The organism is Pseudomonas benzenivorans (assembly GCF_024397895.1).
GTDB lineage: Bacteria > Pseudomonadota > Gammaproteobacteria > Pseudomonadales > Pseudomonadaceae > Aquipseudomonas > Aquipseudomonas benzenivorans_A.
Genome location: NZ_CP073346.1, coordinates 3,785,690 through 3,800,021 on the forward strand (window position 1 = coordinate 3,785,690; position 14,332 = coordinate 3,800,021).

Annotated in this window: 11 protein-coding genes; 6 read left to right on the forward strand and 5 right to left on the reverse strand. The window is 62.7% G+C overall.

What is annotated here, in order from left to right:
* Positions 1 to 8 precede the first annotated feature (8 nt).
* The gene (locus KDW96_RS17755; protein ID WP_255837544.1) at positions 9 to 1,538 is read right to left on the reverse strand and encodes a TolC family protein; all 1,530 of its coding nucleotides are present in this window, start codon (positions 1,536 to 1,538) and stop codon (positions 9 to 11) included.
* Positions 1,539 to 2,056: 518 nt separating this feature from the next.
* Between KDW96_RS17755 and KDW96_RS17760 the strand changes: the two genes are divergently transcribed.
* Positions 2,057 to 3,037, forward strand: a complete 981-nt coding sequence (locus KDW96_RS17760) for an IS5 family transposase (RefSeq protein ID WP_255837545.1) — start codon at positions 2,057 to 2,059, stop codon at positions 3,035 to 3,037.
* 595 nt (positions 3,038 to 3,632) lie between these two features.
* Here KDW96_RS17760 and KDW96_RS17765 read toward each other — a convergent pair.
* Positions 3,633 to 5,348 carry an amidase gene (locus KDW96_RS17765; protein WP_255837546.1) on the reverse strand — a complete coding sequence of 572 codons (1,716 nt, stop codon included), beginning with the start codon at positions 5,346 to 5,348 and terminating at the stop codon, positions 3,633 to 3,635.
* 642 nt (positions 5,349 to 5,990) lie between these two features.
* On the opposite strand from KDW96_RS17765, the gene KDW96_RS17770 reads away from it, so the two are divergent.
* The 5 genes from KDW96_RS17770 to KDW96_RS17790 all read left to right on the forward strand — a co-directional run bounded on the left by KDW96_RS17770 (position 5,991) and on the right by KDW96_RS17790 (position 10,900).
* Positions 5,991 to 6,746, forward strand: coding sequence for a class II aldolase/adducin family protein (locus KDW96_RS17770; RefSeq protein ID WP_255837547.1), 756 nt, complete (start codon positions 5,991 to 5,993; stop codon positions 6,744 to 6,746).
* A 29-nt stretch (positions 6,747 to 6,775) separates the two neighbouring features.
* Positions 6,776 to 7,546 (forward strand): SDR family oxidoreductase, encoded by a 771-nt coding sequence (locus KDW96_RS17775; RefSeq protein ID WP_255837548.1) that lies wholly within the window; start codon positions 6,776 to 6,778, stop codon positions 7,544 to 7,546.
* Positions 7,547 to 7,656: 110 nt separating this feature from the next.
* On the forward strand, positions 7,657 to 8,565 hold the full coding sequence (locus tag KDW96_RS17780) for a DMT family transporter (RefSeq protein ID WP_255837549.1): 909 nt from the start codon (positions 7,657 to 7,659) through the stop codon (positions 8,563 to 8,565).
* An 18-nt stretch (positions 8,566 to 8,583) separates the two neighbouring features.
* Complete coding sequence (locus KDW96_RS17785; RefSeq protein ID WP_255837550.1) at positions 8,584 to 9,468, forward strand: NAD(P)-dependent oxidoreductase; 885 nt, start codon at positions 8,584 to 8,586, stop codon at positions 9,466 to 9,468.
* 124 nt (positions 9,469 to 9,592) lie between these two features.
* Positions 9,593 to 10,900 carry an MFS transporter gene (locus KDW96_RS17790; protein ID WP_255837551.1) on the forward strand — a complete coding sequence of 436 codons (1,308 nt, stop codon included), beginning with the start codon at positions 9,593 to 9,595 and terminating at the stop codon, positions 10,898 to 10,900.
* A 328-nt stretch (positions 10,901 to 11,228) separates the two neighbouring features.
* Here the strand turns inward: KDW96_RS17790 and KDW96_RS17795 are convergent, their stop codons facing one another.
* The 3 genes from KDW96_RS17795 to KDW96_RS17805 form a co-directional block, all read right to left on the reverse strand.
* Positions 11,229 to 12,230 carry an ABC transporter substrate-binding protein gene (locus KDW96_RS17795; protein WP_255837552.1) on the reverse strand — a complete coding sequence of 334 codons (1,002 nt, stop codon included), beginning with the start codon at positions 12,228 to 12,230 and terminating at the stop codon, positions 11,229 to 11,231.
* A gap of 133 nt (positions 12,231 to 12,363) precedes the next feature.
* A complete protein-coding gene (locus KDW96_RS17800; RefSeq protein WP_255837553.1) occupies positions 12,364 to 13,416 on the reverse strand; it encodes a quaternary amine ABC transporter ATP-binding protein in 1,053 nt (350 codons plus the stop codon).
* A gap of 12 nt (positions 13,417 to 13,428) precedes the next feature.
* A complete protein-coding gene (locus KDW96_RS17805; protein ID WP_370295165.1) occupies positions 13,429 to 14,292 on the reverse strand; it encodes an ABC transporter permease in 864 nt (287 codons plus the stop codon).
* Positions 14,293 to 14,332: the final 40 nt, after the last annotated feature.

The following is a 14,332-nucleotide window of genomic DNA, read 5'->3' on the forward strand; positions in this document are numbered from 1 at the left end:
TACCTCAACTATTGCAGCTCAGTCGTATCAAAGCGGGGTACCGGCGGTAGTTCGCCACTGGCCCAGGTTTCAAGGGACTGGCCGACTTTGTCGCTGAGTTCGGCCAAGGACAGGTTTGCTGAATCCTCGAGGTTGGGTTCGAGTCCCAGCGTCGCCTGTAAGCGTGATGCCGCCGCTTGAGCGTTGGATAACGCTTGATAGCGACGCAACAAAGAGAGAATAGCCGCGGTTTGTTGGGCGACGCGCTCCTGTCTACCCAGCTTGGCTGCATGTGCTTGATTGTTGACATGCTCGGCAATGCGGCTGTCGACGTTCGCAATGGTGTTTGCGCGGTCAAATTGATGGGTGGCGTTGCGGTAGAGCAGGCGCGCGATGTGTAACTGAGAGAGGACGGCCAGCTGGGTTGTCACCCGCTTCTGATCGGCGAGCGCAATGCCCGCATCGGCCAGTTGCATCTGAGCCGGGGCGGCCAGCAGGCCAAGCAGATTGAAGGATATCTGCACGCCAGCCTCGTTCCAGGACTGATTGATGAGGAAGTCATCGTTGCTGGTTTTGTGCCCGTAATTGAAGGAAATTCCTGGGAACAGCTTCAATAGCGCTCGACGGGTTTCCAGCTGTGCGATTCGGGCGTTGTACATGCTTTCGCGTAGATCGGCGTTCTGCAGAAGCGCATGGGCTTCCATCTCGTCTGCTGGGGTATCGAGCCAGATCGAGTTAAGTTGCGCGCTAGGCTCGACGACGCGGAAATCTTGCATCAAGGGCAGATTCACCAAGGCCGCGAGTTCTACTCGGGCTGTCGACAGCTCTTGCTCTATGGCTTCTAGCAAACGCAGGTTCTCTAGAAGCTGGCGTTGGTAGCGCAATGGTTCGAGCGGCGAGCGCAGTCCTTCCTGCTCTATTACCTGGGCATCTTGTAAGGCTGCCTCCGCGTCGGTAATGGTCTGGCGCAGAACACTACTAAGCTTCTGGGCACTGGCCGTACGCCAGAAGGCGGTTTGTACATCCTGGGTCAACAGGTGCAGCGTCTTGCGTCGCCGCTCGGCTGCGATCAATACCCGGTCGGCATTTTGCCGGGCGGCGTAGTAACTCTGACCAAAATCGAGCAGGCTCCATGAAAGACTTAGGTCGGTGGTGGTCGCCCTGCGGCTGGAAGAGATGGTTTCGCCGCCAATGGTTTCACCCGTGCTCAAGTCCTTCTGTAGGGTCAGAAGGTCATTGCTGCGCTCTCTGTAACCTGCGGCGGCAACCAGTTGGGGCAGCATGTCGTATCTGGATGCTTCAAATGTGCCGGAGGCGACAGCCTCCTCCATCGTCCTTAACCGGCGCTCCGAATTGTATTTGATGGCACGGGCAATGGCCTCTTCAAGAGACAGGTCTCCCGTAAGAGGCTCGACATCCTGTTGCGCAACGATTCGATCGGCTTGAGTGGTTGTCGCAATCTCGTTGTTGGTCAGTGCAGTTGGCTGCAGCGACGCGCAAGCGCTCAGCAGCGCTGCTGTGCCGACGATTGAAAAGATCTTGATTTGTTTGTTCTTCATAGTCGGCACCTGGGTCAGAGGGTGGGAGGCGTGTGCTGTAAACCAGCCCTTCATTAGCGCAAAGCTGAGCTTCTTTAATAGTGACTTGTCACTGGTCAGGGCGCTCGAAATGGGGGAGGCGTGTCGCAGGGGCGGGGTGTATTCGCGGCAGCATAGTTGTTGGCGGCTAATGCGCCGAGGTTTTGAGTACTGTGCATTCTCATTTAGGCGCTTCCCTGATTTCGTTAGATATCGATCTCACTAGCTGCGCTGTGACACCTCTCTGCGTTGAAAGCAATCCTGCTGGAGGATTTTCGACCGCTACCCTTCCTTTCAAAGCCTGACACCTGGATGAACCCGGTTGCAGGGAGAGCTTCTTGCATCCGCTCTAGCCTAGTTGGGCGATGGTAGATTGCCATATCCGACTTGCGCCTAGATAGGGAAAGAGAGCGCTTGATTGGAGAAAGAACTTAGGGAAACTCTGAAGAAGACTTCCTGATTTTGGCAAAATACCCGGATTCCACCCGCCGAGTTTTCCGATGAAGCAGATGACCTTCGCCGACGCCGAGTACGCCGGCAAGCGCAAGAAAACCCGCAAGGAACTGTTCCTGATTGAGATGGATCAGGTGGTGCCGTGGAAGGGGTTGATTGCCCTGATCGAGCCGCACTACCCAAAGGGTGAAGGCGGCCGGCCCGCTTATCCGCTGCTGGCGATGCTGCGTATTCATCTGATGCAGAACTGGTTCGGCTATAGCGATCCGGCAATGGAAGAGGCTTTGTACGAGACCACTATCCTGCGCCAGTTTGCTGGCCTGAGCCTGGAACGTATCCCGGACGAAACCACCATCCTCAACTTCCGGCGCCTGCTGGAAAAACACGAACTGGCGGCCGGAATACTGGCGGTAATTAACGGATATCTCGGTGACCGCGGCCTGTCGCTGCGCCAGGGCACCATCGTTGATGCCACGCTGATCGATGCGCCCAGCTCGACCAAGAACAAAGACGGCAAACGCGACCCTGAGATGCATCAGACCAAGAAGGGCAACCAGTACTACTTCGGCATGAAGGCCCACATCGGCGTCGATGACGAATCGGGCCTGGTGCACAGCGTGGTCGGTACCGCAGCCAACGTGGCGGACGTGACCCAAGTCGACAAGTTGCTGCATGGCGAGGAGAACGTCATCTGCGCCGATGCCGGCTATACCGGGGTCGAGAAGCGCTCCGAGCATGCCGGCCGTGAGGTGATCTGGCAGGTCGCGGCACGACGAGGCACCTATAAGAAGCTGGGCAAGAGCAGCCCGCTCTATACAGCCAAACGCAAGATCGAAAAGGCCAAGGCCCAGGTGCGGGCCAAGGTCGAGCACCCATTTCGGGTGATCAAGCGCCAGTTCGGTTACGTGAAGGTGCGATTCCGCGGCCTGGCCAAGAACACCGCGCAGCTGATAACGCTGTTCGCGCTGTCGAACCTGTGGATGGCGCGTCGACATTTGCTGGCGACCACAGGAGAGGTGCGCCTGTGATGAGGAGAATGGCTGCCGCGAGATGCTCGCGACGGCCAAGAACGGAGAAATGAGTGGGCCATCTGGTCGATTTTGATCGTTTGCCCGCTTTCAAAATCGGCAAAGGCTGAAGTCAGCCAGAAATGCATGGCTATTTCAGACCATCCTTAGTGGTCATCCTGAACAATAGGTTAAATTTTTCTTCGGCAACCGCGAGCGAAAAACGAGATTTCGTCCATTGTTGGCTGGCGAAATGACTGTGCTTTTGGCCGTTCTATCTGGATGAGACGCCTTCGTACAGTCGGCTCGGAAACTGCTCGACAAGACGAGGTAGCGGCCCAAGAACTGATCAAGGGTGCTGTCACTGATCTGGTCGATATGCTCAATCAGCAACTCGAAAGCGGTCAGAAGTCAATCGATAAGGCCATCGGACAACATTCGGAGCTGCAGTCCTCTGAGACTGAGTTGCAGCACTCACAGGTCGAGTGGAACAGCGGCATTTGAGTAGAGGGAGGCAGGGCGTCGCATCGACGTAATGGCACGGCTCAGGTTGACCCCTGCTGCGTCAGCAAGCCTGATGTGATTGGCGCTCTTGCAGCGCCAATCACGCCTTTTTCTATTGTTTGCCGGTCGCCAAGGGTGGGGTGCGCGGCGGGATCAGGCGTTTGCTGCCGAGCGACTCGAATGCCGCCGCAAAGCGCAGCAGCGCCGAGTCGTCATAGGCCCGGCCGGCGAAGGTCAGGCCGACGGGCATGCCGATATCCGCCATGACGCCCATCGGCACGGTGACCGTCGGCACACCCAGGTGGCGGATGGCGAGGTTGCCGTTGGCGACCCAGACGCCGTTGCTCCAGGCGATGTCGGCGGACTGGGGATCGACATCGGCGTTGGCCGGGCCGACGTCGGCGACGGTCGGGAAGAGCACCGCATCCAGGCCCAGATGCGCCATCCAGTCCTCGAGATCGATACGGCGGGTCTTCTCCAGCCCGCGCAGGCCGTCAGGAACCGTTTCGATCTGGTCCCAGGGGGTGATGCCGCGCTCGGCCATACGCACGTATTCGTCCATGCCTGCGGCCAGGTCGCCCTCGCGGTTCGGCAGAGTACCCGGATCGTGGGGGAAGATCTGCGGTCCGTCGACGTCGACCAGGCGATTCAGCTTGGGATCGCCGTTGGCCTGAAGAAAATCATCGAAGGCCCAGGCCGTCAGGTCCCACAGCTCATGATGGAGGAACTCCTTGGATACCAGGCCGCGATTGAACACGGTCGGCGCACCGGGGCGATCGCCCTCGCAGTTGGAGACCAGCGGGAAATCGACCTCGACCACTTCGGCGCCGGCGGCCTCGAGTGCCTGACGGGCGGCCTGCCACAGCTCGATCACCGAGGGGCGGGTGTGGATGCGCTGGCCCGTCGGGCCGCCGATGCCCGGTGCCTCGGCCGTGCCCGCGTCGGGGTCGGCATTGATGTACATGCGCGGCACGCCGAAGCGCTTGCCCTTGAGTGCTTCGGAAGTCGCAGCAAGCTCGGCATAGGCGGCGGGCCGCACCTCGGCCACGCTGGGAATGGGCACCCAGGGCTGCATGCGCCACAGGTCGCCCCGAGTGTCAGGGTCTTCCGCGACCACCACCTCGAGCACCTCGAGCAGGTCCGCCATGGTCCTGGCGAACGGCACTACGACGTCCATGGTCGGGGTCAGCGGCCAGTTGCCGCGCACCGAGATCACTCCGCGCGACGGCGTATAGGCGCACAGGCCATTGTTCGAGGCCGGGCCGCGGCCGCTCGACCAGGTTTCCTCGGCCAGGCCGAATGCGGCGAAACTGGCGGCGGTGGCCGTGCCTGCGCCATTGGAGGAGCCCGAGGCGAAGGGGGCGGTGAGGTAGCCGGCGTTGTACGGGCTCTCCGCCCGGCCGTATACGCCGCGCTGCATGCCGCCGTTGGCCATGGGCGGCATATTGGTCTTGCCCAGGCAGATCGCGCCGGCCGCGCGCAGGCGTTCGACGGTGAAGGCATCGCGATAGGCAACCAGCTTGGCGAACGCGGGGCTGCCGGAAGCGGCCGTGAGGCCCTTGACCAGGTAGCTGTCCTTGGCCGTATAGGGGATGCCATCGAGCGGACCCAGGGTTTCGCCTCTGGCCCGGCGCGCATCGGAAGCCTGTGCCTCCTCGAGTGCCTCGGGATTGGGCACCACGACGGCGTTTAGGGCGGTGGGCGTGTCCGGGCCGTCGTAGGCAGCGATTCGGTCGAGATAGGCCTGGACCAGCTCGACCGCCGTCGTCTGGCCGGATTCGAGTGCGGCGCGCAGTTCGGCAATGGAGACTTCGGTGACCTCGATCATGGGCTCACCGCCGGCAGTCGATGGGCGGCGGGGAGCAGGCTGGCCTCATGCGCGAGCCTGGGTTCGAGCACAGCAGGTTTCTCGGAGTGGGTTCTCATATCGGTCCTCGTTGTGCCGCACCGCGCGACAGGGTCTGGACTTGCGTCTGGGCTGGCGGAGCGCCTGAGCATTCTGCTGGGCGCCAGGCCAAGTGTTAGGGCATTAGTGTAACGACTCCCTCGCCGATCGCGGCTTCTGGACGAGAGTGAAGGTACAGGTCGGCGCGGCTGCTCGGTCGCTGCCCGGTGTGACGGCGCAAATCATATTGCTCGGCGGCGTCTGTGAAGAGGCATCCCAGGTGGACTGAGTCTAGGGTTCGGCTAGCAGGGCCCTGGCCGTCGGCTTCTTGGGGCGCTCAAGCGGTATACCGTGCCATTCCCTTGCCGACGAGGGCGCGAAGTCGCCGCCCGTTTGCGACCATTGCCGGCGCGCAGAGCGTTGCGCTAGAGCCGTCCATTGTGTGATTGACGCTGCCGGCGAGCCAGCGCGGCAAGCGTTTGTTAATAAATGATTGTCAACCATTAACCATGATGGTAGTTTTTGCCCATGCCGCCGAACGCGTGCGGAACCCATAAGCAGTGACTACTAGCGGAGGATGTAACGATGGCAGAGTTTGAAGGGGCCACTTCGGCCAAGCCGCGCTTCACCCAGGACGAGTGGAATGTACGAGTCGACCTGGCAGCGATGCATCGCCTGGCCAATGTCTACGGCTACGATGACATTGTCTGGAACCACATCACCGCGCGGGTTCCGGGCACCGATCACCACTTCCTGATGAATCATTTCGGTCTGCACAACACCGAGATCACCGCCTCCAACCTGATCAAGATCGACGAGCACGGCAACGTGCTGGACGGTCCGCCCGAAGTGAATACCGCCGGCTTCGTCATCCATCGCGGTATCCACCTGACCATTCCGAACGCCAAGTTCGTGTTCCACTCCCATGCGCCGGCCGGCCTGGCCGCCACCGCGATCCGCGACGTGGTGCACCTGGTGCAGGACTCCTCGATGCTCTACGGCAAGATCGGCTACCACGACTGGGAAGGCCTGTCGGTGGACACCGACGAGAGCCTGCGCATCGCCGACAACCTGGGCAACAACAAGTGCCTGATCATGCGCAACCACGGCTTCCTGACGGTAGGTGAAACCGCTGGTGAGGCCTTCATGAACATGCATTACCTGGTGCGTGCCTGCGCCAACATGCTGCAGGTGTGCGCCACCGGCCTGCCGTTGGCCGAAACCGATCCGAAGATGTGGGAGAAGGCCGCCCAGCAGTACGCCGCCTTCGTTCCGGGCAAGTACGAGTGGCCGGCCCTGCTGCGCCAGATCGATCGCATCGATCCGTCCTACAAGTACTGATCAGCACCCAGCCAGAGCAGGAACCCGATATGCAGATTTCTCTGGAAGGCAAGCGCGTCTTCATCACCGCCGGCGGCGCCGGCATGGGCCGCGCCACCGCCCTGGCCATGCACAAACTCGGCGCCCAGGTGTTTACCTGTGACGTGGACGAGCAGGCGCTTTCTACGCTGCCGGACGGCATCACCACCTTCGTCTCCGACGTTTCCGATCCAGATGCGGTCGACGCGATGTTCGATGCGATCCTCCCGGGCGGTCTCGACATCCTGGTCAACAACGCCGGCATCGGCGGGCCGACCAAGCCGGTCGAGGATGTCACCAACGAAGAGTGGCGGGCCTGCATGAGCGTGTGCATCGACTCGCAGTTCTACTGCGCGCGTCGTGCCGTGCCGACCTTCCGCAAGCAGCAACACGGCGTGATCATCAACCTGGTATCGGCGGCCGGCATCCTCGGCTTCCCCAATCGCAGCCCCTATGTGGCGGCGAAATGGGCGGTCACCGGGTTCACCAAGACCCTGGCCATGGAGCTGGGCCAGGACAATATCCGGGTCAATGGCATCGTCCCGGGGAACGTCAATGGCGAGCGCATGGAGCGGGTGATCAAGGCCCATGCCGAGGCCGAGGGCATCGACCCCGAGGAGGTCCGTCGCTTGTATGGTATTGGCGTGTCCATGCAGTGCTACGTCGACCCGGAGGAGATCGCCGACATGATCTGCTTCCTCTGCTCCGACTACGCAAAGCATGTCTCTGGGCAAATCGTCGGGGTGGACGGGAACACCGAGACGCTGTACCCGCGTCAGTAACCAGAACCCGCGTCGGCGCTGGGTCGAGCGCGCGAATTCTCGCTTAGCGGATCGATGTTCGGTGCCCCGAGGGACTGCGGTCAGACTCAGGGCTTGGGGAGTGGCGAGAAGTGAGCGAAGCGCTAGCAACACCCGGTGCCGCAGGGGATGACGCGGTGGTACGGCGCGGCATCGGCCTCTGCCTGCTGGCGATGCTGGTGTTCGCCAGCCAGGACGCCATCACCAAGGTGCTGGTGCAGGAGTTTGCCGTGGCCCAGTTCATCATGCTGCGCTACTGGCTGTTTCTGCTCTTCGCCCTGGGCTATGCCCACCTGCGCGGCGGTATTGCAATGGCGGCAAGGACGCAGCATCCCTGGCTGCAATTGTTGCGTTCGCTGCTGTCGGTCGGCGAGATCGCCATCTTCAGCCTGGGCCTGCGTTACCTGGGGTTGGCCGAGAGCCATGCCTTGTTCGCGGTGTTCCCCTTGCTGGCCATGGCGTTGGCGGGGGCCGTGCTGGGCGAGTTTATCGGCCTGCGCCGCTGGCTGGCGGCGGCGGTGGGTTTCGCCGGGACCCTGGTTATTTTGCGTCCGGGGCAGGGCTTGTTCGAGTTGGCGGCGCTGATTCCACTCTCGGCGGCGCTGGCCTTCGCGGTCTACAACCTGGTCACGCGCCTGGTCAGCCGCGAGGATGGTTTCACCACCAACATGCTGTACATGGCCGCCGTCGGCGCCGTGGTATCGACGGTATTCGGTCTGCAGGCCTGGCAGCCGCCGAGCCCGGGCGAATGGGGGCTGATGGGCGTGTTGTCGGTGAGCGGGATTTTCGCTCACCTGTTACTGGTAAAAGCCCTGGAGTATGCACCGGCCGGGGTCCTGCAACCGTTCAATTACAGCCTGCTGATTTTCGCCATGCTCATCGGCCTGGTGGTGTTCGGGGATTTCCCCGACACCTGGACCCTGGTCGGTGCCGCGCTGGTGGTGGCAGGCGGTTGTTACGCCATAGGTGCACCTAAGTTAACCAACTCATCGGCCGTCTGATACGGGAGAGAGCTCTTCATGAAAATCGCTTTTATTGGTCTGGGTAACATGGGCGCGCCGATGGCCGCCAATCTGGTCAAGGCCGGCTTCGATCTGAATGTCCATGATGTCGACCGCAGCAAGGCCGAGCCTCTGCTGCAGGCCGGCGCACATTGGGCCGACAGCATTCAGGCGGCCGTCAGCGAAGCCGACGTGGTGATGACCTCGCTGCCATCGCCGGCCATCATCAAGCAGGTTGCCAGCGGGGCGGACGGGCTGATCGCCCTGATGCGCCAGGGTGCGATCTGGATCGAGCTGAGTACCAACAACCTGGAGGTCTGGCGCGAGGTGCGTACCCTGGCCGATGCCAAGCAGATCCGCACCCTCGATGCGCCGATCTCCGGCGGCGCCGAAGGCGCGGCCGCCGGCACCCTGACCGTGCTGGTCGGTGGCGATCAGGCCACCTTCGAGCAGTGCCAGCCGATCTTTGCCGCCATCGGCAAGCGTATCGATTACCTGGGCGAGGCGGGTGCCGGCTATGTCGCCAAGATCGCCCAGGTGGTGCTCTGCTACCTGCACTCGGTGGCCCTGTCCGAGGCGCTGATGCTCGGCGTCAAGGGTGGCGTGCCGGCGGACAAGATGCTCGCCATCATCCAGAACAGCACCGGGCGCAGCTACGTTGCCGACCGCTACGGCCCGAGCATCCTCAATGGTGACTACGACCCGACCTTCGAACTGGGCCTGGCCCTCAAGGACATGCGCCTGACCCTGGAGCTGGCCGGTCAGGTCGCGGCCGAGCTGCCGATGTGCGAGCAGGTCGAGAAAGTCTACGCCCGGGCGGTCGAGCAGTTCGGCGGCAAGGCGCCGCACCTGATGGCGGTCAAGCTGCTGGAGCAGGCCAACGACAAGCCCTTGCGTGGCTGAGCCGCCGGCAGTGCGGTGAATCGCTCGCCGACAGAAGACATAGTGGCACTTCGGTGCTTTTAGCCCTGGATTCCAGGGCTTTTTTTATCCCGTGTGGCGGCGAGCCGGACGGTCCGGAGGGACGATGAATACGCGAGTTGGCGCGGCAGGCGCGCTGCTGCTGAGCATGGGCCTGCTGATGCTGGGCAACGGTCTGCAGGGGTCGTTGATCGCCCTGCGTGCCTCGATGGAAGGTTTTTCCACGCAGATCGCCGGGCTCTTGATGAGCATCTATTTCGTCGGCTTCCTGGCCGGATCGACCCTGACCCCGAAGATAGTCGCGCGGGTCGGCCATGTGCGGGTATTCGCCGCGCTGGCGTCGTTGGCCTCGAGCGCTGTGGTGCTGCACCCACTGTTCATCGACGCCTGGTTGTGGTGCGGCCTGCGTCTGATCAGCGGCTTCTGCATCGCCGGGTTGTTCGTCGTAGCCGAGAGCTGGCTCAACGACGTGGCCAGCAATGCCACGCGCGGGCGCCTGCTTTCACTCTATGTAGTGATCACCATGGCGGCCATGGCCAGTGGCCAGATGCTGCTCAATCTGGCCGATCCGGGAGGCTACGACCTGTTCATCCTGATTACCGTGCTGGTCTCGCTGGCGCTGTTGCCAGTGCTGCTCAGCGCGAGTCCGGCGCCGGCCTTTGCCGCGCCCGAGCACCTCAACCTGCGCGCGCTCTATCGGCTCTCGCCGTTGGGGCTGCTCGGTTGTGTCGGCACCGGCCTGTCGACTGGCGCTGTCATGGGTATGGGTGTGATCTATGCTCAGCAGATCGGCCTCGCGCTGGGCGATATCGCCCGGTACATGGGCCTGGTCTACGCCGGCAGCGTACTTCTGCAGTGGCCAATCGGCCGGCTCTCGGATGCCTTCGACCGGCGTCGGGTGATAGTGCTAGTGACCAGCTTGTCGGCGGCCATGGCGCTGCTGGCACTGGTGGTTGTCGACGCCGCGGCGCCGCTCCAGTTGGCGGTGGCGTTTCTCTTCGGTGGCCTGTCGTTCCCCATGTATTCCCTGTGCGTGGCCCACACCAATGACGCCTTGACACCGAGGCAGATGGTGGCGGCCAGCAGCCACCTGGTGCTGGCTTTCGGTATCGGCGCCGCGCTGGGGCCGAGCCTGGCCGCTGCCTGTATGGGGTGGTTTGGTGCCGACGGCTACTACGCCTACCTGGCTTTGGTGCACTTGGCCATCGGCGTCTTTGCCCTCTATCGCATGACCCGGCGCGGCCCGGTGCCGCTGGCGGAGCAGGGCCCTTGTGTGCCTGTCGCAGCGACCGCTTCGCCGCTGGTCATGACCATGGGCCAGGAGGGCGTGTGCGCCCCATTGGTGCAGGAGCCCGCATCGAACGGCGATGCCTCACCCATTGCCGATGAGCGAGCGTCCCTGGGCCCGCAATAGCCGGCGCCTGGCTCTCTAGAGTATCTGCAGGTTGGGTGGCGGTTGGTGGCAAGGAGGCTACCGGGCTGCAAGCCAGTTGCGCCGGTTGCTTTGCCCAGCTGTGTGGAAGCCGTGGTCAATCACCGATGACGGGAATGGCGCTCTAGAAGACAGCGGGAGCAAAGCGCCGCTCTTGCGGCGATGTGTCCGCAGCGTGCGGTTTGCCCGTGGGCGCAATCGGAGGAGGGATGGCGGGGACGTCGGCGGCGTGTGCAGGTCGATGGACGCGGTCGATGCCGAGCCTAGGAAAGAGACAGGCGCACCCTGGGGTGCGCCTGCCGTTCCGCGTTTACTGCAGGCCGGCGAGCACCTTGTCGGAGACGTTCTTCGGTACCCAGGTCGTCCAGATGGCCTGATGATTCTTCAGGAAGTGTTCAGCGACTTCTGCAGGATCGGCTTTGTTGTCCTCGCCCCAGGCCAGCAGCTTGTTGACCGTGTCATTCTCAAAGCTGACCTTGGTCAGGAACTGGTAGAGCTCCGGCGCACCATCCTTGAGCTTGCTCGAGACCAGCGTGTTGACATCCACCACCGGATAACCGCCAGCGCTGGGCGTCGGGCAATTGGCCTCAGCGTTGCATGCGTCGTTCGCCGCATCGTAGTCGTTCATGCTCAGCTGGACCATGTCGTACTTGCCGAGAATGGCGGACGGCGCCCAGTAGTAGAAGAACACAGGCTTCTTGCGCTTGTAGTTGGAGCTGATGGCCGAATCAAGCGCGGCCCCGGAGCCTGCCGAGTAGATGTCGTAGTGCTGGTCCAGGCCGTAACCGCGGAACAGGTTGGTACTGCGAGTTTCGTTGGACCAGCCGGGCAGGCTGTTGTAGAAGCGGCCCTTGTCCGAACCCTGGCTCTTGAACAGGTGCGCGTAGCGGGCCATGTCCTGAACGGACTTGATGTCGGGGTACTGCTCGACCACGTACTTGGGCACCCACCAGGCATCCAGGCCACCGCTCGCGAAGACCTTGCCGGCGATGCTGATGGTGCCCTTTTTCTCGCCTTCTTCCAGCAGCGTGGCGATGTTGCTGCTCCACACCTCGGGGGCGATGTGCGGGCGGCCCTTGTTGACCATGGTGGTGGCGGCGGTGACGGTTTCGAGGGGGACCAGTTCGGTCTTGCAGTCGTAGCCGAGCTGGAGAATCTTCGACTCGATATGGGCGATCGCCGAGGCCGAGGCCCAGCTCATGTCGGCAATCTGGATCGTTTCGTCGAGCGGGCAGGCTGCCTGGGCGCTCAGCGCACCGGCCGAGATCAACGAAGCGACCAGGAGCGGGAGCTTTTTCACGCGAGTATTCATGCTTCACCTCTTGTTGTTGTAGACGGGCTCACGAATGTTGCGGCGTTGCTTTGTTGCGGTATGCGTTTGCGGGGTTGCCTGTCGGTGACTGCCGATCTGGCCTGGCGCCCATCGGCGAGCCAGGCCTCTCTGCTCAGCGGCCGAGTGCGGCCATCACGTCGGGTTTGTCGAGGTAGCCGACCAGCGTGCCTTCATCGTCGTGCACCGCGAGCGTGTCATCGCTCTCCATCAGCAGCGGCAGTACCTGTTCCAGCGACTGATTGAGCTGCACGCATCGGCTGGAGGGCGTCTGTGGCGCGGCGCTGTCGCCGGCGCTGACCATGCTCAGCGCCGGTTTGCGCAGCAGGTGGCTAACGCGGATCGCCTTGTAGCGATTGACCCCGCCGATGAACTCCTTGACGTAGGCATCGGCCGGGCGCATCAGGATGTCCGACGGAGTGCCCTGCTGGATCAGCTCGCCGTCCTTGAGGATGGCGATGCGGTCGCCGATCTTCAGCGCCTCGTCGAGGTCGTGGGTGATGAACACGATGGTCTTGTTGAGCTTCTTCTGCAGCTGCAGCAGCTGATCCTGCATCTCGCTCTTGATCAGCGGGTCGAGGGCGCTGAAGGCCTCGTCCATCAGCAGGATGTCCGGGTCGTTGACCAGCGCCCGGGCCAGGCCGACGCGTTGCTGCATGCCGCCGGAGAGCTGGCGCGGGTAGTGTTGCTCGACCCCGGCCAGGCCGACCTGCTCCAGCCAGTAGCGCGCCTTCTCTTCGCGTTCGGCGCGGCTCACACCCTGGACCTTGAGGCCGAAGGCGGCGTTGGCCAGCACGGTATCGTGGGGGCACAGGCCGAAGCGCTGGAACACCATGCTGACCTTGTTCCGGCGGTAGTGCTCGAGTTCTTTCTTGCTGAACTTCAGCACGTCCTGGCCGTCGACCAGCACCTGCCCGCTGGTCGGCTCGATCAGGCGGTTGAAGTGGCGGATCAGGGTCGACTTGCCGGAGCCGGACAGGCCCATGATCACATGGATATGCCCGGCTTCGATGGCCATCGAGACGTCGTTGAGACCGACCACGTTGCCAGTCTGCTTGAGGATCTCGCTCTTGCTGGCGCCGCCCTTGATCTTGGCGATGGCGGCTGTCGGGTCCGCACCGAACACCTTGTAGATGTTCTTGATCTCGATCTTGTAATTGCTGCTCATAGTCGTACCCAATCAGCTGTTGGTGTGCAGGTGCGCCTGGGCGCGCTTGCCAAAGGCCTGGGTGATGCGGTCGAAGACCACGGCCAGGAGGACGATGGCCAGGCCGGCCAGCAGGCCGCGGCCGACTTCCAGGCGCGTGATGCCCTGCAGGACCTGGAAACCGAGGCCCTGGGCGCCGATCATCGAGGCGATCACCACCATCGACAGCGCCATCATGGTGGCCTGGTTGATGCCGGCCATGATGCTTGGCAGCGCCAGGGGGATCTGCACCCAGAACAGCTTCTGCATGCGGTTGGCGCCGAAGGACTGGGCCGCCTCGATGATCTCGCCGTCGACATGGCGAATGCCCAGGTCGGTCAGGCGGATCAGCGGCGGTACGGCGTAGACCACGGTGGCCAGCACGGCGGGGATCTTGCCCGGGCCGAACAGCATGATCGCCGGGATCAGGTAAACGAAGCTGGGCATGGTCTGCATGATGTCCAGCACCGGCAGCATCAGCGCGCGGAAGCGGTTGGACCAGGACATCAGGATGCCCATCGGGATGCCGATCAACGTGGCCACCAGGGTGCACACCAGCATCAAGGCCAGGGTGCGCATGCCGTCTTCCCAGAGCCCGAGAAAGCCGATGGCGAACATGGCCAGGGCGATCAACGCCGCGAGCAGGACTTTGCGCGAACTGGCGTAGGCCGCGGCGGAAACCAGGCCGATGATCAGCCACCAGGGGCTGCCCAACAGCAGCGACTCGAACAGGTTGAGCAGTTGCAGGAACGGGTAGAACGACTCTTCGAGGAAGGTCGCCCAGTTGACGACGAACTGCTCGATGGAGTCGTCGACAGCACCCCTGAAATGCCTGGGGTCTATGAATTCTGGAAACATGGCGGCAGGGCCTCGCATCGATCGGGCGCGACCAGGGTCG

Coding starts and splice junctions, on each gene's coding strand:
- KDW96_RS17800 (WP_255837553.1), bottom strand. CDS start 13,416: ATGAGCAGCAATTACAAGATCGAGATCAAGAACATCTACAAGGTGTTC.
- KDW96_RS17760 (WP_255837545.1), top strand. CDS start 2,057: ATGAAGCAGATGACCTTCGCCGACGCCGAGTACGCCGGCAAGCGCAAG.
- KDW96_RS17775 (WP_255837548.1), top strand. CDS start 6,776: ATGCAGATTTCTCTGGAAGGCAAGCGCGTCTTCATCACCGCCGGCGGC.
- KDW96_RS17805 (WP_370295165.1), bottom strand. CDS start 14,292: ATGTTTCCAGAATTCATAGACCCCAGGCATTTCAGGGGTGCTGTCGAC.
- KDW96_RS17770 (WP_255837547.1), top strand. CDS start 5,991: ATGGCAGAGTTTGAAGGGGCCACTTCGGCCAAGCCGCGCTTCACCCAG.
- KDW96_RS17790 (WP_255837551.1), top strand. CDS start 9,593: ATGAATACGCGAGTTGGCGCGGCAGGCGCGCTGCTGCTGAGCATGGGC.
- KDW96_RS17765 (WP_255837546.1), bottom strand. CDS start 5,348: ATGATCGAGGTCACCGAAGTCTCCATTGCCGAACTGCGCGCCGCACTC.
- KDW96_RS17785 (WP_255837550.1), top strand. CDS start 8,584: ATGAAAATCGCTTTTATTGGTCTGGGTAACATGGGCGCGCCGATGGCC.
- KDW96_RS17755 (WP_255837544.1), bottom strand. CDS start 1,538: ATGAAGAACAAACAAATCAAGATCTTTTCAATCGTCGGCACAGCAGCG.
- KDW96_RS17795 (WP_255837552.1), bottom strand. CDS start 12,230: ATGAATACTCGCGTGAAAAAGCTCCCGCTCCTGGTCGCTTCGTTGATC.